This is a genomic window from Arthrobacter sp. CJL-S3, assembly GCF_056711635.1.
In genome coordinates this window covers 3,205,418-3,221,893 of the sequence record NZ_CM160046.1, presented here as the reverse complement: position 1 = coordinate 3,221,893, position 16,476 = coordinate 3,205,418, and the positions used below count along the sequence as shown (strand labels likewise).

General features: G+C 62.5%; 16 protein-coding genes. 4 read left to right on the top strand and 12 right to left on the bottom strand.

Annotated features, from left to right (window positions below; translation table 11 throughout):
- Position 1: 1 nt before the first annotated feature.
- From AC06G6_RS14605 to AC06G6_RS14575, 7 genes are all read right to left on the bottom strand, one after another.
- Complete coding sequence (locus AC06G6_RS14605) at positions 2-1,474, bottom strand: TadA family conjugal transfer-associated ATPase (RefSeq protein ID WP_479823189.1); 1,473 nt, start codon at positions 1,472-1,474, stop codon at positions 2-4.
- Positions 1,471-2,670 carry a CpaE/TadZ family protein gene (locus AC06G6_RS14600; RefSeq protein ID WP_479823187.1) on the bottom strand — a complete coding sequence of 400 codons (1,200 nt, stop codon included), beginning with the start codon at positions 2,668-2,670 and terminating at the stop codon, positions 1,471-1,473. The genes AC06G6_RS14605 and AC06G6_RS14600 overlap by 4 nt, the downstream gene beginning before the upstream one ends.
- Complete coding sequence (gene cpaB, locus AC06G6_RS14595) at positions 2,670-3,371, bottom strand: Flp pilus assembly protein CpaB (protein ID WP_479823185.1); 702 nt, start codon at positions 3,369-3,371, stop codon at positions 2,670-2,672. Before cpaB ends, AC06G6_RS14600 begins: the two co-directional genes overlap by 1 nt.
- A gap of 114 nt (positions 3,372-3,485) precedes the next feature.
- Complete coding sequence (locus tag AC06G6_RS14590; protein WP_479823183.1) at positions 3,486-4,520, bottom strand: pilus assembly protein TadG-related protein; 1,035 nt, start codon at positions 4,518-4,520, stop codon at positions 3,486-3,488.
- On the bottom strand, positions 4,508-4,918 hold the full coding sequence (locus AC06G6_RS14585) for a TadE/TadG family type IV pilus assembly protein (RefSeq protein WP_479823181.1): 411 nt from the start codon (positions 4,916-4,918) through the stop codon (positions 4,508-4,510). The genes AC06G6_RS14590 and AC06G6_RS14585 overlap by 13 nt, the downstream gene beginning before the upstream one ends.
- 92 nt (positions 4,919-5,010) lie before the next feature.
- Positions 5,011-5,220 carry a Flp family type IVb pilin gene (locus AC06G6_RS14580; RefSeq protein WP_479823179.1) on the bottom strand — a complete coding sequence of 70 codons (210 nt, stop codon included), beginning with the start codon at positions 5,218-5,220 and terminating at the stop codon, positions 5,011-5,013.
- 271 nt (positions 5,221-5,491) lie between these two features.
- Positions 5,492-6,157 carry a prepilin peptidase gene (locus AC06G6_RS14575; RefSeq protein WP_479823177.1) on the bottom strand — a complete coding sequence of 222 codons (666 nt, stop codon included), beginning with the start codon at positions 6,155-6,157 and terminating at the stop codon, positions 5,492-5,494.
- A 291-nt stretch (positions 6,158-6,448) separates the two neighbouring features.
- Here AC06G6_RS14575 and rplM point away from each other — a divergent pair, with 291 nt between their 5' ends.
- The 3 genes from rplM (at position 6,449) to glmM (ending at position 8,967) form a co-directional block, all read left to right on the top strand.
- Positions 6,449-6,892 carry a 50S ribosomal protein L13 gene (gene rplM, locus AC06G6_RS14570; RefSeq protein WP_024367145.1) on the top strand — a complete coding sequence of 148 codons (444 nt, stop codon included), beginning with the start codon at positions 6,449-6,451 and terminating at the stop codon, positions 6,890-6,892.
- A gap of 37 nt (positions 6,893-6,929) precedes the next feature.
- Complete coding sequence (rpsI, locus tag AC06G6_RS14565) at positions 6,930-7,436, top strand: 30S ribosomal protein S9 (RefSeq protein WP_282379850.1); 507 nt, start codon at positions 6,930-6,932, stop codon at positions 7,434-7,436.
- Between the two features lie 169 nt (positions 7,437-7,605).
- Positions 7,606-8,967: a phosphoglucosamine mutase gene (glmM, locus tag AC06G6_RS14560; RefSeq protein ID WP_479823175.1), complete on the top strand. Its 1,362-nt coding sequence runs from the start codon at positions 7,606-7,608 to the stop codon at positions 8,965-8,967.
- A 178-nt stretch (positions 8,968-9,145) separates the two neighbouring features.
- Here the strand turns inward: glmM and AC06G6_RS14555 are convergent, their stop codons facing one another.
- The 5 genes from AC06G6_RS14555 to coaA all read right to left on the bottom strand — a co-directional run bounded on the left by AC06G6_RS14555 (position 9,146) and on the right by coaA (position 14,437).
- Entirely contained in the window at positions 9,146-9,808 is a 663-nt protein-coding gene (locus tag AC06G6_RS14555; RefSeq protein WP_479823173.1) for a methyltransferase family protein, read from the bottom strand.
- 257 nt (positions 9,809-10,065) lie between these two features.
- The gene (gene mscL / locus AC06G6_RS14550) at positions 10,066-10,470 is read right to left on the bottom strand and encodes a large conductance mechanosensitive channel protein MscL (protein WP_479823171.1); all 405 of its coding nucleotides are present in this window, start codon (positions 10,468-10,470) and stop codon (positions 10,066-10,068) included.
- 84 nt (positions 10,471-10,554) lie between these two features.
- Positions 10,555-12,492, bottom strand: coding sequence for a hypothetical protein (locus AC06G6_RS14545; protein ID WP_479823169.1), 1,938 nt, complete (start codon positions 12,490-12,492; stop codon positions 10,555-10,557).
- Positions 12,493-12,554: 62 nt separating this feature from the next.
- Positions 12,555-13,466, bottom strand: a complete 912-nt coding sequence (locus tag AC06G6_RS14540) for a M15 family metallopeptidase (protein ID WP_479823167.1) — start codon at positions 13,464-13,466, stop codon at positions 12,555-12,557.
- Positions 13,467-13,471: 5 nt separating this feature from the next.
- The gene (gene coaA, locus AC06G6_RS14535) at positions 13,472-14,437 is read right to left on the bottom strand and encodes a type I pantothenate kinase (protein ID WP_463898830.1); all 966 of its coding nucleotides are present in this window, start codon (positions 14,435-14,437) and stop codon (positions 13,472-13,474) included.
- 145 nt (positions 14,438-14,582) lie between these two features.
- Here coaA and glmS point away from each other — a divergent pair, with 145 nt between their 5' ends.
- Positions 14,583-16,472: a glutamine--fructose-6-phosphate transaminase (isomerizing) gene (gene glmS / locus AC06G6_RS14530; protein WP_479823164.1), complete on the top strand. Its 1,890-nt coding sequence runs from the start codon at positions 14,583-14,585 to the stop codon at positions 16,470-16,472.
- Positions 16,473-16,476: the final 4 nt, after the last annotated feature.

Genomic DNA, 16,476 nt, shown 5'->3' with positions numbered 1-16,476 from the left:
GCTATCGCCTCCCTTGAGGCGCCATCGTCGGACCGAATACTGCCGGCGATACGTAGATACCAAGCTCGGCGAAACGGTCCAAGAATCGGGGTCTAATTCCCGTAGGAATAGGCTTACCCAAAAAGCGTCCCTGCTGGTCCATTCCGGCAGCGTAGTCGAAGACGAACGCGTCCTGGAGTGTGACTATATCGCCTTCCATGCCCTGCACTTCGGTTACGTTGGTCACGCGCCTCGTCCCGTCTCGGAGGCGTGTCACCTGAACCAATAGATCCACGGCGGACGACACTTGTTCGCGGATGGCACGAAGCGGCAGATCCATTCCGGCCATGAGTACCAGGGTCTCCAAGCGTGCGATTGCGTCACGCGGCGAATTGGCGTGCACGGTGGACAATGAGCCATCGTGGCCGGTGTTCATTGCCTGGAGCATATCCAGCGACTCGCCACCACGAACTTCGCCGACGATGATGCGATCGGGGCGCATACGCAGCGAGTTGCGGACGAGCTCGCGAATGCCAACGGCCCCTTTGCCCTCAATATTGGGTGGCCGGCTTTCCAGACGCACGACGTGCTCCTGTTGTAGTTGTAGCTCCACTGCGTCTTCTATCGTGACTATCCGGTCCTCTTCCGGGATGAATGAGGACAGAACGTTCAGCAGCGTTGTCTTTCCGGTACCGGTACCGCCGGAGACAATAATATTGAGTCGTGCTCTCACACACGCGCTCAACAGTTCGGCCATCTCAGGTGTAATCGAGCCCCACTCAATTAGGTTCTGCACGGTCAACGGCACGTGACTGAACTTTCGTATGGTCAGCGTCGGTCCATTGACGGCCAAGGGCGGAATAATTGCGTTTACCCGGGACCCATCTTCAAGCCGTGCATCCACCAATGGTGAGGACTCGTCGATGCGCCGGCCAACGCGGGAGACAATCCGCTCAATGACCTTACGCAAGTGGTCGTCCGAGCTGAATTGCAGCCTCGTCAAGGAGAGGTGACCGTTCCGTTCAACATAAATCTGGTCGAACCGATTGACCATGATTTCTGTGACCGAGGGGTCCTCAAGCAACCGCTGAAGGGGTCCATAGCCCATCACCTCGTCGGCGATCTCCCTAATAAGGCGCCGACGTTCTTCGGGAGAGAGCGGTACTTTCTCCAGGTCAATGACTGCGGACAACTCTTCCACAGCACTGGCCCTCAGTTCCTCCTCTGACGACGACGTATCACCAAAACGTGTGCCCATACGTTCAAACAAGGCCAAGGCGGCGCGCTGCTTCAATCCGGCCAAAGCGTCCACAGTGGGTTGGACAGGGGCCCCTCCGAGAGAAATCCCTGATGACTTTGTCAGGCGGACGGCCTGAATGGGCGCAATATCGATTGGTACCGCGCCCGCCGGATCCCCCTGTGCAGTATCAGAGGCGGCGGGCGTGTGAGGATCGATCTCAGTCTGCGTCCGGGAGAGCCGGGCTGACAGTTTCATGAAACTACCGCCCTGCGGTGAAGTTTGTGTTGCGTCGAAGCGACCCATTGCGGATCGAAGCGGTCCACGAGCTTCTTGAGTCCTTTGGAAGCCGGTTCCCTCGAATTGCTTTGCAGCACGGGCACTCCTCGGTTGGTGGAGAATGGCAGGGTTCGGGAGCGTGGAATGACGGCATCAATGGGCACACCAATGGTGGCCTCGACATCCTGAACTGAAATGCCGCTTTTTCGATCGGCGAAATTGAGAACTGTATGCCGCCCCTGCGGCAGCAACTGCAGCTCTCGGAGGACGGCAAAACACTTGTGGAGGCCGCGGATGCTGGGAACGTCCATGCCGCAAACCCATACTCCATCGGTGGCCTGCTCCAGGGTTGCAAGGCAGTGTTCGCCCAGTCCGGGCGCCGTATCCACGACGACATACTTGAACTCGCTTGCCAGCTGATTGATCAGACGAGTTACGTGCTCTGCCGTGATGTAATCCGATTCCGCCGGGGTTCGCGGTGCGCACAATGCGTAGATGCCGGCTGGGTGGACAGTCAGGTAAGCCTTCAGCACCATGGAATCCTGGGCGGCGGCGCCGTGCACTGCATCGGTGATCGAATGCTCAGGTTCCAGCAGCAACCCCGAAGCGACGTCGCCGAACTGCAAATCCAGGTCCACGATAACTACGCCCATGGGGGCAATCTTGCCCAACCCAATGGCCAGGTTCGTGGCGACGGTGGTTTTCCCAACCCCGCCTTTGGGAGACATAACGGCAATGACTCGTCCCCGTTCCTGGCCGGATTCCGGGGCCGCTGCCATACCGCGGCGTCGGCTGGCAGATGCCAGGCATGACCGCTCCAACAGAACCCGGAGGTCGTTCACCCCTATTTCAGAGGTCACCACGTCGCGTATGCCCGCATGCATGGCCCGAAGCACGAGCTCGGGGCTGGGTTCGGCGACCAACAGGAGACTGACTTCTGGGAACTGTAGGTCGAAGACCGTAGCCAGCTTGAGGGCGTCGTCGGGAGAAACGCCTGGTCCAAGGATAAGTACCTCGGGCGGCGCGCCGTTCAGTTGTTTGAAGACGTCGTCGGGTCCGCCCTTCAACATGTCAGGGGAGAGCGTTTGGAGTTCGCCATGGAGAGCGCCCGAGATGGCTTGACGGACTCGGCCTTCGAAATCCCTTACTGCTGTGATTGCGACGAAGCGGCTCATCAGTACAGCCCTCCAAAGGTGGTGACCGGAGGATCGTTCTTGGTAGATGTGGGGGTTTGCTTGGACAGCCACAAGGTGCCAAATTCAGCGCCGAAGACCAGCTTGGCCGCGTCAGCGTCAGTCCTTGCGACGGTAACGAATGCTGACCCGTTGGGCATTTCCACGCCGGTTTCGGCTCCGGCCGAGTTCTTAGTCTCTGCGGCGGCCTTCTGTACGGCTGTAACCAGTACGTCCTGGAACAGCAGGCCAGTTGACTGCTTCCAGCCTTTCAACTCCGGCGGGACACCAGCATCCGGCGCCCCGTCTTCAGACTTGAACGAGGCGTACACGGTGACGGTATCTCCGGCTTCGATCCTGCCGCCCAGGAGACGTTCAGGTGCCAGGAGAAGAGTAACTTCTTCCAGCCCGTCGGGCACGGGCACAGTGCCTGGCACCAGTTCGCGAGGATCAATGAGGCGGGAAGCGAGGAGCTGCTCGCCTGGTTGAAGATCGACGGCGGTGACCGTACCTTCCTTCTGGCTGAGCGTGTCCAACGCCCCGTCAGGAACTGCCGTCTTAGGAATTGCTTGAGAGCGAACCCTGCTGCCCAGTTCTGACGTCCTGGTGCCGGCGGGTATTGACTCTTGAACAACCAAGACATTGACCGGTTCCAGCCCGGCTTGTGCGCGGTTGGCCGCGCCTTGCACGTAGACGAACAACATGATGGCTCCAACAACGGCCAATACTAAAGCCGCGATGCCTCCCAGTAGGCGTGACTTCACTTCGGTTGCTCCTTCGATAGTCGTTAGTGGTGATTCGCCCAGGCTGAGCTGCGTTTACTCAGAGAGATAGACAACAGAGCTCCCATAATTCGGCGTCGTTGTAGTCGTCGCCAGTCCTTCAGCCATGGAGACGAAGCGAGTGAAGTAGCCCTGAATACCGCGGCAGTTGCCTGTGCAGGACGGGGCCAGAGGATCGAGGCTTTCGACACTTCCGCTGAACTTATATCCAGTCACTTGGAAGGCAAGAAATCCCACCAGGGTGTATTTGGTGTTACTGCCGTTGGCAACGGCGGAAGAGTAAACAGGGATCATGACCGGTTCATTTTTGATCGTGCTCGGCATGGAGGAACACACATTCGGCAAATTGTTGCCGGGATCACTTCCAACTTCGAAATTAGCGAGGTTGATGTTTGCCGAGCATCCCGTGTCCAAAGCGAGCCAACCGAAGCCTCCAGGGTTGTAGCCGTCGCAACCCGGGTAGGCCGTAGCATTTGAGTCATAGCGTAGGAGAATGTGCGTGGGGATCGGATTACCGGTGAACGTCTTAGTGGCATTGAACTCGCTCAACTGGGACGGACTCAGGTAGCTTTTGAAGATGCATTCGCTGACGGTCCATGGCAGGGTGGTGGCTTCGGATGGGGCGCCCCATTTCGCCTCCGCCGTGGCTCCAATGCTCGCTGAATTGAATCCCATTAATCTGGCGAAGAACAAAGGGAATCCGTCAGTTGAAGCGCCGGCAGCACGGGCTGTGGTCACCACGCGGACGGTAGCGCTGCCAGGGAAGGTAACTGCCGCGGAACTTTTCCCGTCATTGGCATTATTGTTCGCGAAGACATTCCCAGTTGCAGTGGCATCGCCACAGGCGCCCTTGGCGCATTGATTCGCAACGGCCAGGGCTGCAGAGTCTGCGCCGTTTTGCAACTGGGCCTTTTCGGCATACATAGCACCCACGTCCACTGCCAAAGCAGCGAATCCCAAGAGGGCAACAAGGAGAATTGCCACGAGAACGGTGGCCGCACCTCGTTCTTCATCTTTGCCAACCGTGCCTGAACTATGAATTCGATCGATAGGTTGGGCTAACCGCCGCATCGCATGACTCCTACTCCGGACAGTGCTATCGGAAACATGCCCGGGGAGCCGAACAGACCGGCATCCAGGAAACCCGTAAGCGACGTCAAGGAGACGCTGGTTCTGACGGTGACGTTTAGACCCTCACCGCAGCCGGCGGCATCATTTGTCACCGTGACAGGAAGTCCTGTGAGCGCTGGGGCAGCCGCAAGGGTCTTCGCCGTTACATCAAAGCCGCTTGTGTCCTTGTAATGAATTGCTGCGTAGCGGGCGCCTTCCCGTGCAGCCTGTGTCATGGAGACCTGGACATTCAGAACGCGACCAAACTCGATGGTCCCGACGACGATCAGCAGCAATAGCGGCAAGATCATGGCCATCTCAACGGCTACTGCGCCGCGCTCTTTATGCTTCGTGTTCATAGCGCTGCTCCCCAGCTCGGCTCAATACTTCTCAAATAATGGGTTTGGCGGCGGAGATAAAGCTCCGCCGCCAAACACTGCTCCGAGGTCGTCTACGGGCCGGCGGGGGGGAGGCCATTGGTGACGTTGGTGAACATCGCTGCGATACGAATACCAAGCGGCCCGACAGCGACGATGACGATAACGGCGATGAGGGCGACCATGATGCCGTATTCCACCATCGTCGCACCCCTTTCATTCGATTCGAGTTTATTCTTAACGCCGGCGACGAAAGCCAGCATTGAAACCATGAGACCAGTCATTTTGAAGTTCCTTTTCCAGAGTTTTGATTGGGAAACGGAATTCCAGCAAATCCCCTGTTGCTAAACCCCCCGGAGTTCCGTTGGGACAACAGTTACATGGCGATTAACGGCACAGCAATGAATCGGAATACCCGAGTTTTTTGGATGGAAAAGGTGGCTCTACTTGCGACCACTCGGCGGTGTACTCAGTTTCCTGATAACTCTTGGGGCGCACTACTTGTATTGATGCGCTTACTTACCAATGGGAGCAGAGATACTGCAGTGACTGGAGTTACGGCATGAGCAGGATGACAGCGAACACGGCGGCCAGCATCGAGGGGCCGTAGGCCACCTCTTTCGGCTTGTTTTCACGGTTTTTCAGCACGACGAAGACCGAGGCAACGCCGCCGAGGACGAAGGCAAAGGCCCCTCCATAGAACACCTGCGACCAGCCTAGGTAGCCTAAGTACAGTCCAAGTGGTGCAGCGAGCTTCACATCGCCCATTCCGAGGCCGTTTCGGCTGGTCAGGGCAAGAATTAAGTAAAAGACGAACAAGATTACGGACCCTGCGACTCCGCGATAGAGGTCAACCGCAGCCCCTTGAGCCAGGGCGGCGAACGCCAGAAGTGAAAGGCCGGCCCCCAAAAGGGGCCCAACGAGCCGGTTCGGCAGCAAATGGTGCACGATGTCGATCCGGGCCAGCGGAACGGCGAAAATACCAAGTAGTACGTAGGCGGAAAGCTCTGCTGCGCTCCCGAAGCGCCAGGCCAGCAGGGCCGAGAGTAAAAAGGTGACAGCCGCCGTCGTAATCATCAGCCGGGTGGTGGCCTTGCCGGCCAGCTGGGGGAGTGCCCGCCGGACCAGGGCGTCGGCAATGAGTCCCAGGCACGCGCCGGCCAGCCCGACCCCGGCAATAAAGAGCGGCGATGTGGAGCCAGCGGCGGCGGTGTCGAACACGGTTCCTCCAGGATGCGGTGCGCCGGCGGCGGGCAGAATGCATCCGGATACCCCATTTTGACCCAGCGACACGTCGTCCGCTATTATTGGTAGTCGTTGTGCGTGTCCTTCTCGATGATGCGTGCCCGCTGGGGATCCGGTTGCAGGATGACTACCCAACGTGCACATTCGAGACTCTGGACGACTGGTTACATAGAGCCCTCACCTCTGTTCCGGTAGCGCATAGATAGTAGGTGCACCTTCGCGTGACGCCTAAAACAAGAACGCCAGAACAAGAACGAGGCAAACACCGTGCGTACGTACACCCCGAAGCCCGGCGATATCAACCGCCAGTGGCACGTCATTGACGCCACAGACGTTGTCCTTGGTCGTCTCGCGAGCCAGACCGCAATCCTGCTGCGCGGCAAGCACAAGGCCACCTTTGCGTCCCACATGGACATGGGCGACTTCGTCATCATCATCAACGCTGAGAAGGTCGCCCTCACCGGCGCCAAGCTGGAGCAGAAGCGCGCTTACCGCCACTCCGGTTACCCGGGCGGCCTGACCTCCGTCACCTACGCGGAGCTGCTGGAATCCAACCCGGTCCGCGCCGTGGAGAAGGCCATCAAGGGCATGCTCCCGAAGAACTCCCTCGCTGCACAGCAGCTGGGCAAGCTGAAGGTCTACAAGGGTGCCGAGCACCCCCACGCCGCCCAGCAGCCCAAGACGTACGAAATCACCCAGGTCGCCCAGTAGTCCTGGCCACCAACAACTTATCTATACAAGGAGAATCGTGGCTCAGAACGAAGAGACCACCGAGGCCGTTGTGGCTGAGGAAAACCTGACCAGCTACACCTCGGAAAGCGGTCCTGCGGAAGCAGAAGCGCCCAAGAAGGAACGCCCGGCCCTCACGGTTGCCGGCGCAGCAGTTGGCCGTCGCAAGGAAGCCGTCGCACGCGTTCGCATCGTGCCCGGCACCGGCAAGTGGATCATCAACGGCCGCGAGCTGGCCAACTACTTCCCGAACAAGCTGCACCAGCAGGACGTCAACGAGCCCTTCAAGATCCTCGATCTTGACGGCGCCTACGACGTTATCGCCCGCATCCACGGTGGCGGCATCTCCGGCCAAGCCGGTGCCCTGCGCCTCGGCATCGCCCGTTCGCTGAACGAGATCGACACCGAAAACAACCGCGCCACCCTGAAGAAGGCCGGTTACCTGCGTCGTGACGCCCGCGTCATCGAGCGCAAGAAGGCTGGTCTCAAGAAGGCCCGTAAGGCTCAGCAGTACTCGAAGCGTTAATCCCGCTTCGAGGCGCCCCCGGCGCTTGCACGAAAGCCCGTTCCGCCCTTTGTGGCGGGGCGGGCTTTCGCGTTTTAACCAGCGCGAACACTGGGGTATCAGCGGCGCCGCGGGTCCGCCACGTGGTCATGGACCGGAAGCGACGACCTCATCGTCTAAACTTGACCCGATGTCTAGATTATTTGGAACAGATGGTGTCCGGGGTTTGGCGAACGGCCTGCTGACGGCCGAACTGGCGATGCAGCTGGCCCAGGCCGCCGCCGTTGTGCTTGGCCATGACCGCAATACCAGCGGGACACGGCCTCGTGCCGTGGTGGCCCGCGACCCCCGCGCGAGCGGTGAGTTCATTGCGGCTGCCGTGGAGGCGGGGCTGTCCAGCTCCGGGATCGACGTCTATGACGCCGGCGTGCTGCCCACCCCTGCTGCGGCCTATCTGGTTGCAGACCTGGACGCGGACTTCGGCGTGATGATCTCCGCCTCGCACAATCCCGCCCCGGACAACGGCATCAAGTTCTTTGCCCGCGGCGGCCAGAAGCTTCCCGACGACGTGGAAAACGCCATCGAGGCGCAGCTCGGTCAAGAGCCGCGCCGCCCGGTCGGCGGCGACGTCGGCCGGATCCAGCGGTTCTCCGACGCCGAGGACCGCTATATCGTCCACCTGCTCGGCACTCTTCCGCACCGCCTCGACGGTCTCAGGGTCGTGCTGGACTGCGCCCACGGCGCGGCGAGCGGCTGTTCCCCGCAGGTCTTCAAGGACGCCGGAGCCGACGTCATTGTGATCGGCGCCGAACCGGACGGCCTCAACATCAACGACGGTGTCGGGTCCACTCATCTGGGCCCGCTGGCCGAGGCAGTCCTGGCGCACGGCGCCGACCTGGGCATCGCGCACGACGGTGACGCGGACCGCTGCCTCGCAGTGGACCACGAAGGAAACGTCGTTGACGGCGATGAGATCATGGCCATCCTCGCCGTGGCGTTGAAAGCCTCGGGCAAACTCAAGGACGATGTCCTCGTGGCGACCGTGATGAGCAACCTCGGACTCAAGATCGCACTGCGCCAGGCCGGCATCAGCCTGCGAGAGACCGGCGTGGGCGACCGCTACGTCCTAGAAGGCATGCGCGAAGGCGGATTCAACCTCGGCGGCGAGCAGTCCGGCCACGTGATCTTCGCCGACCACGCCACCACGGGCGACGGCGTCCTCACCGGTCTGCAGATCGCCGCCCAGGTCGCCCTCACGGGCCGTCCTCTGAAGGAGCTGGCCAAGGTCATGACCAAGCTTCCGCAAGTCCTGATCAACGTCAGGGGCGTGGACCGCAGCAGGGTCACCGGCGACGCAACCCTGGCCGCAGCCGTTGCCCTCGCCGAAGCCGAGCTGGGCGACACCGGCCGTGTGCTCCTGCGACCCTCCGGCACCGAACCGGTGGTGCGCGTCATGGTCGAGGCTGCATCGCAGGAGACCGCCCAGGCCGTCGCTGACCGTCTGGCGCAGGTGGTCCGGACCGAGCTGGCACTGGAGCTCGTAGCGGACTGATGCGCGCGCAGAGCAATCAGCAACTCGCTACACTACTGCGAGACGGAAGTTGCTGACATAGGTGGCCCAAAGGAAAGCTAGCCAAAGGACGAACTCCCCGTGAGGGGTTGGCCCGGATTACGAGGGCGACAAAGCACCTAAGTGCGGATGCCGCCACTTGCCGCTGGCAGCCACACGGTCAGAACAGACCGGGCACAAATCTCTTAGTTCGCAGCTTGTAAGCCGCATATTGGGGCAATTTCTCCTCCAGTAGCTGCTCCTCCTGGATTGCTCGATATGCCTGAATTACGCCGAGTGTCAAAAGAATTGCCGTCTTCAGCAACGTGGGATCGAAGCATACTGCGCCGGTCAGAGTCACCATCTCTCCGACGTAAAGTGGGTTGCGGATGAGCCGGTAGGGTCCGTGCTGCACGAGCGTTCTCACTTGGGGTTCCACGCCGAAGCTTTTACCCAGCGTGTTCAGGGAGTAGACAGTGAACGACATTCCCACAACCATCAGCCCCACCGCAAATAGAGCCAATCCCTCGGAAACTTCTGAACCACCTGCAAACGCAAACAGGAAAGGCAGGAAAGTCCCCAAGTAGGAAGCGACCTTCGGCACAATCCGGCCGCTCCGGGCACTCGCGGGGTTCCTCGTGAGTAGGAAGAAGACCAACAGGACATAGAAGACGGTCAACAGCACCTGATAGCTCAGGTACAGCGCAGAGATGAGAACAGACGACGACTCGCGATTCCCACCCCAAAATAGTGCGACGATCGCCCAACACAACAAAAGTGCCATGATGGGGACGAGAATCACCCGCTCAACGTCAATTGACCTCAACTGCGCACGAAGTTTCATAGAAAAAAGCCTTCCAGAGAGTTATAGACCCGTCCCGATAAATCCGCAGGCATTATTTGGCGGCTTCCCCGGTTGGGGTGGCGGTGAAATGAGCCTAATAGGCCTCCGGGCATTAGTAGGGCGACACGCGCCTTAGAATGCGTGTAAATCTGCGCGCGCTTAAACAACGGAACGGCCCGTCTTTCGAGACGGGCCGTTCCGTCGCTTACGCGTTGGTTGCCCAATGTGTCGGGGGCATAGTGTCCGGATTGCGTGGACTACAGCTGGCGCTGGTGCAGGGAGTCGCGGATTTCTGTCAGCAGGGCGATCTGCGGATCCTCGGCGGCCTCTTCCTTGACGCCCGTGTTGATGCCGAGGCGGCGGTTGCGCCGTTCGATCATGTGGTTCATGGGCACAACAACCACGAAGTAGATGGCGGCCGCGACCAGGAGAAAGTTCACGATCGCCGTCAGCAGCACCCCGAACATGATGTCATTGCCGTTCAGGGTGACGACGGCGAAGCTGTCGAAGTTGGGCGCGCCCACCAGGCCTGAGATGAAGGGCATGAGGACACTTTGAACGAGTGCCGTGACCACGGCGCCGAAGGCGGCGCCGATGACGACGGCGACGGCAAGGTCGACGACGTTGCCTTTGAGAATGAAACTCTTGAATCCTGTCAACATGTCCCCAAGCTATCCCAACGCCGTTAGCACGACGTGACCGCCGGGTTATGTCGGCGGGCGTGGCGGGAGGTCCGCCCCGGGGTCCTACCGCAGAATCAACATAAGAAGCAACGGGCCGACCGCTGCGCACAGGAGCGCTATCACGACAACCCCGCGGGTTATCTGACTCCGGCGGTAGCGGAGGAAGGCCGAAGCCGCCGGTGCCAGCGGAGGCCGAGACCGCTGTTCGTACTCCAACGCCTCGTTTTCATAGTCCGTGCCTTCCAGCACTGCGTCCTGACGCAACAACAAGTGCATGCGTTCCTTCGTCTCAGGGTTCATTTGTCGTATCCCTGACCGGGACATGCCCGGGCCGGCAAGCGAGCTGAGTGTCCGCATCCCCTGCAGGAGCGCCAGTGCTGCCTTGACGGGGTCAGCTTCCAAAAATGTGCGTGTGGTCCAGGCAACCTTGGCGCGTTCGAGGGGGAACTTCAGCTCGACATCCCTGCCGTCCTTCCGAACCACGAGGACCACCCGCTGGCCGTGACCGCGCTTGGACTTGCGGCCGCGGACAGGCGGTTCCGCGAAAATCTGGCGCACATGAAGCCAGTGAAACGCTGCAACTACAAACGGCTGCGTGTGGCCTCCAAGCAGCAGTGCTCCTTCCTCGTCGAAACAAACAGTGAAGAGCCGTGGCAGGCCTGCCGTCGCCGAGCGGTCAAACAGGCCGGGGCGAAGAACACGCAGGGCCCGGAGAAATTCCCTGTCCCGCCGGCCCTGCAGCACCGTGTAGCGGGTCAGCTCGCGGGCCACCTGGAAAAACCCGCTGACCCGAAGCTCCAGCCAGGACGAGATCCCCATGGCGATCAGGCCTCCGCCCAGGGCGGCGGTAAGGACAAAGACAAAAAGTCCGGTCCACCCGGCGCTTCCGGGTCCTGCCAGTAGTTCCCCCAACGCCGGCCACGCCATCCAAAGGTAAAGGCCGACAAGGGCGAGCGGACAGGCAGCCCACGCCGCGGCGCTCAGCCGACGGATGACGACGTTGGCTTCCCGGCGGGAAATGTGTTTCTCGAAGGCGTCTCCGGCCGTAGCGGGAATGCGTGCAGTCGGCGGGATAGCGACGACAAAACTTCCCCTTCCGCCGTCGTCGAGCTCTGATAGGTCGGGCCGGCGCCGCTGACGCCGCTCCGAGGTGCCGCTGCCGACGTGCCCGGCGTGGAAACTTCCAGCGTCGACGTCGGGCAGGGATCCGGCCACCGCGGCAACGTCCACCTTGGCGAGCTCCGCCCGAAGTTTCTCCGGATCCAGCTCGGCCGGTGATATCCCATACTCGGCCAGCCGTCCGTTGGCGGCCAGGGCCGCGAGCTTGGCAGGGGAGGGGTCGGTCTTCAAGATCCAGCGGGCGAAGGCGGCCGTCATGAAGTGGCAGTCGTCCAAGGCATCCGCGTGAGCGTCCAATCCTGCGTAACCCATCCGGGGCGTGATGTGGGCCGATGTTTGGCTGAACTGCAGGTCTGCCAAAGACACTGAAATGTGCAGCAGTGAAACTATGCCGCGGGCACCGTATCGGGCGACGCCGTGTTCCGCCAGACTGTCTTCTGGGCCGAGGCCGAGGATGGCTTTGACGCCGTCCAAGCACCGGTGGTACATGTTGCTGCCATGAGCGAGCCGGACGTCCCGCAACATCAGCAGGTCCAGCAGTGACGCCTCGATGGCGTGAGCGGAGCGCGGAGAGCTGTACGGGCCATGGGTCTGCGAACACACTCGGACGAGGAACCTGGCCACGCCTGGTTCGCCCGACTGCTCCCGGCCCTGGGTTCCCCCGGTTGCGAGGCGCTCCGGCCGGGTGAGGTCCTTTTCCAGGGCACGGAGGGTGCGGAGCCCGAGTTGTGGCAGGAATGCAAGTGCAGCGCCGAGTTCGACTGCCAGATCCGCGTCGGCGCCACTCCTGCCAGGCCGCTCATCGGCATACGCCAGCGCGGCAATACGCCCCACGATGGCTTCGATTTCCTCGCGCACGCGGCCGTCCCCGGTATCCCCCATGCGGACAATGTACACGGCCAGAAGCGGAGCCCACCGCGGGCTTGCGTCCGAACGGCGCAGTCCTACAAGTAACCCGGTGCCGGTTCCAGTCCGAAGTACTCCTCGAGGGTGGCGATGCCCCGGGCGTTCATCTCGCCCGCCGTCTCCACGCCGACGTAGCGCAGGTGCCAGGGTTCGTAGTAATAGCCGGTAATCTCATGGAACATCCACGGGTAGCGCACCACAAAGCCGAACAGGTGGGCGTTGGCCTTCACCCAGACTGCTGCCGGCTGATTGGCGAACGCGGGGGTGAAGCTGTCCCGTCCGCTGCCGTCGCCGATGTCGAAGGACCAGCCGGTCTGGTGCTCCGAATAGCCGGGCCGTGCGGAGGCGGTGTCCGCCGCGGCCTGCCCCTCCGCCTTCACCCACCGGTTGTAGGTGGCGATCTGGGTGTTGAAGGAGCGGTAACCGCTTGCGAGGGTGATGACGACGCCGGCCGCGGCGGCCGCCGCGAACATCTTCTCCGCCGCGCCCGCCGTCGTGCTGTTGAGCAGGGCCGATTCGCCGGAGGTGGCCAGACGCACCCGCGGCTGGACCAGGTCGGCCGGTACATAGCCTGCGGGGGAGAGCGGCCGGTGCTTGTTCACGACCACCCAGGGGCTCGCCGGGTCGGTGAGCGAGTGCTTGGCTGCAGGCGCGGCAGCGGAGGGCTCCGGGGCCGGCGGCGTGTCAGCCGGCGCTGTCGCGGCGGGACTGTCCGGCAGGGGCTCGGCGGAGGGTGTTGCCAAGGCGGAGGCCGTCGCGGAGGTGCCTGCCGTCGTCGTGGACGGGGAGGCCGCGGCGGAGGCAGTCGGGCGGGCCTCTCCCGGGGAGCAGGCGCTCAGGGCTGCAAGGCCCGAGCCTGCCAGCAGCAGGCGGCTGAAGGCCCGCCGGCTGGGCGGGCCGGGGACGGCGTCCGGCCCGGCCGGATGCTCAGAGGACCCGTCGTAGCACACGTGTGCTAGACCTTGCGGAGCAGCATGCGGCGGATGGAGTGGTCGGCGTCCTTGGTGAGGACCAGCTGCGCGCGGCCGCGGGTCGGGAGGACGTTCTCCTCCAGGTTCGGTTCGTTGATGCGCTTCCAGATCTCGCGGGCGGTCTGCTCCGCCTCGGCGTCCGAGAGCGTCGCGTAGCGGTGGAAGTAGGACTCGGGCTGCGCGAAGGCGGTGGTCCGGAGTTTGCGGAAGCGGTCCACGTACCACTCCTCTATGTAGGACGTTTTGGCATCAACATAGATGGAAAAATCGAAGAAGTCACTCAGTGCCAGGCCCTGCCGGCCGTCGTGCCGCGGCCGGGCCGGTGCCAGGACGTTCAGCCCCTCGACGATCAGCACGTCGGGGCGACGCACCACCACTTCCTTGCCCGGGACGATGTCATAGGTCACGTGGGAGTACCAGGGCGCCCGGACTTCCTCGGCGCCGCCCTTGATCTCGCTCACAAACCGGAGAAGGGCGCGGCGGTCATAGGACTCGGGGAAGCCCTTGCGCTCCAGCAGCTGGCGGCGCTTGAGTTCCGCCAGCGGATACAGGAAGCCGTCGGTGGTGATGAGCTCAACATTGGGGGTTCCGGGCCAGCGGCGGAGCATCTCGCGGAGCACGCGGGCGATGGTGGACTTGCCGACGGCCACCGAACCGGCGACGCCGATCACGAACGGTGTGCGCTGGGTCTGCTCGCCCAGGAAGGTGGTGGTTGCCGCATGAAGCTGGCCTGCCGCCTCGACGTACAGGTGCAGCAGCCGGGACAGCGGGAGGTAGACCTCGCGGACTTCCTTCATGTCCAGGGGATCGCCAAGGCCGCGGAGACGGAGTACGTCCTCCTCGTTGAGGGGCTGCTCCATCTGGGCAGCGAGCCGGGACCAGGTCTGCCGGTCCAGCTCCACGAACGGGGAGACGCCGTCGCCGTTCGCTTCATTGCGTTGCAAAGTCACTATAGAGATTCTGCCCTCCGCCGGGCCGAGAGCGAAATGGGCCGACCTGTCCGAGCAGCAGACGCGCCCCGCCCGGGCCCCGGACGGCGTGTAATGGCCGCTGGTCCTACGTCCTCTGTCCGGGAAACCCGCTAGGCTTGGGTCCATGTGTGGAATCGTTGGATATGTGGGCCACTCCGCTGGCCGGGTAAATACTGGACACAATGCCCTGGACGTTGTCCTTGAGGGACTGCGGCGCCTGGAGTACCGGGGCTACGACTCTGCAGGCATCGCCGTGGTGGCTGACGGAACCATTTCGTCCCGCAAGAAGTCAGGCAAACTGAGCAACCTGATCGCCGAACTCGAGGCCAACCCTCTGCCCGAATCGCTGACCGGCATCGGTCACACCCGCTGGGCGACCCACGGCGGACCGACCGACCAGAACGCCCACCCGCACCTCGCGGATGACGGCAAGCTCGCGGTGATCCACAACGGCATCATCGAAAACTTTGCCGAGCTCAAGCTGGAGCTCGTGCGCAAGGGTGTGGTCTTCAAGTCCGAGACCGACACCGAGGTCGCCGCCGCGCTGCTGGGCGACATCTACCGCAACAAGGTCCACGGCTCGTCCAAGGGCGACCTGACCAAAGCCATGCAGCTGGCCTGCCAGCGCCTCGAAGGCGCCTTCACCCTCCTCGCCATCCACGCGGACCAGCCCGACGTCGTCGTGGCGGCCCGCCGCAACTCCCCGCTCGTCGTCGGCCTCGGCGACGGCGAGAACTTCCTCGGCTCCGACGTCTCGGGCTTTATCGACTACACCCGCCGCGCCGTCGAACTCGGCCAGGACCAGATCGTCACCATCACCGCCGACCTGGTGGAAATCACGGACTTCTACGGCGCCCCGGCCGAAGGCAAGGAATACCACGTCAACTGGGACCCGGCCTCGGCGGAAAAGGGCGGCTTCCCGTCCTTCATGGAAAAGGAAATCCACGACCAGCCGGACGCCGTGCTGCAGACCCTGCTGGGCCGCTCCGACATCAACGGCAAACTGACCCTGGATGAGCTCCGGATTGATCCGCAGCTGCTCAAGAACGTGGACAAGATCATCGTCCTGGCGTGCGGCACCTCCGCCTACGCCGGACAGGTCGCCAAGTACGCGATCGAGCACTGGTGCCGGATCCCCACCGAGGTGGAGCTCTCCCACGAGTTCCGCTACCGCGACCCGATCGTGGACGAGAACACCCTGATCGTCTCGATCTCCCAGTCCGGGGAGACCATGGACACCTTGATGGCAGTCCGCTACGCCAAGGAACAGGGCGCCAAGACGGTCTCGATCTGCAACACCAACGGCTCCACCATCCCGCGTGAATCCGACGCCGTGCTCTACACCCACGCGGGCCCGGAAATCGCCGTCGCCTCCACCAAGGCCTTCCTGGCGCAGATCACCGCCGCCTACCTCCTGGGCCTCTACCTGGCCCAGCTGCGCGGCAACAAGTTCCAGGGCGAGATCAAGGACATCCTCGCGGACCTGAACAAGATCCCGGCCAAGATCCAGCGGATCCTCGACAACGAGGCCCAGATCAAGGAGCTCGGCCAGTCCATGGCCGACGCCAAGTCCGTGCTGTTCCTGGGCCGCCACGTCGGCTTCCCGGTCGCGATGGAGGGCGCGCTCAAGCTCAAGGAGCTCGCCTACATCCACGCCGAGGGCTTCGCCGCCGGTGAGCTCAAGCACGGCCCGATCGCGCTGATCGAGGAGGGCCAGCCGGTCTTCGTCGTGGTTCCCTCGCCCCGGGGCCGCGACTCGCTGCACGCCAAGGTCGTCTCCAACATCCAGGAAGTCCGGGCCCGCGGCGCCAAGACGATCGTCATCGCGGAAGAAGGCGACGAGGCCGTCAAGGCCTACGCCGAGCACGTCTTCTACATCCCGGAGACCCCCACGCTGCTGGCCCCGCTGCTCAGCACCGTGCCGCTGCAGATTTTCGCCCTCGCCCTGGCATCCGCCAAGGGTTACGACGTGGACCAGCCTCGCAACCTGGCCAAGAGCGTCACCGTAGAATAACGCC

Bases quoted from the DNA above. Each gene is read 5' to 3' on its own strand.
- AC06G6_RS14605 (WP_479823189.1), bottom strand. From the start codon at position 1,474: ATGAAACTGTCAGCCCGGCTCTCCCGGACGCAGACTGAGATCGATCCT.
- AC06G6_RS14600 (WP_479823187.1), bottom strand. From the start codon at position 2,670: ATGAGCCGCTTCGTCGCAATCACAGCAGTAAGGGATTTCGAAGGCCGA.
- cpaB (WP_479823185.1), bottom strand. From the start codon at position 3,371: ATGTTGTTCGTCTACGTGCAAGGCGCGGCCAACCGCGCACAAGCCGGG.
- AC06G6_RS14590 (WP_479823183.1), bottom strand. From the start codon at position 4,520: ATGCGGCGGTTAGCCCAACCTATCGATCGAATTCATAGTTCAGGCACG.
- AC06G6_RS14585 (WP_479823181.1), bottom strand. From the start codon at position 4,918: ATGAACACGAAGCATAAAGAGCGCGGCGCAGTAGCCGTTGAGATGGCC.
- AC06G6_RS14580 (WP_479823179.1), bottom strand. From the start codon at position 5,220: ATGACTGGTCTCATGGTTTCAATGCTGGCTTTCGTCGCCGGCGTTAAG.
- glmM (WP_479823175.1), top strand. From the start codon at position 7,606: ATGTCTAGATTATTTGGAACAGATGGTGTCCGGGGTTTGGCGAACGGC.
- AC06G6_RS14555 (WP_479823173.1), bottom strand. From the start codon at position 9,808: ATGAAACTTCGTGCGCAGTTGAGGTCAATTGACGTTGAGCGGGTGATT.
- mscL (WP_479823171.1), bottom strand. From the start codon at position 10,470: ATGTTGACAGGATTCAAGAGTTTCATTCTCAAAGGCAACGTCGTCGAC.
- AC06G6_RS14545 (WP_479823169.1), bottom strand. From the start codon at position 12,492: ATGGGGGATACCGGGGACGGCCGCGTGCGCGAGGAAATCGAAGCCATC.
- glmS (WP_479823164.1), top strand. From the start codon at position 14,583: ATGTGTGGAATCGTTGGATATGTGGGCCACTCCGCTGGCCGGGTAAAT.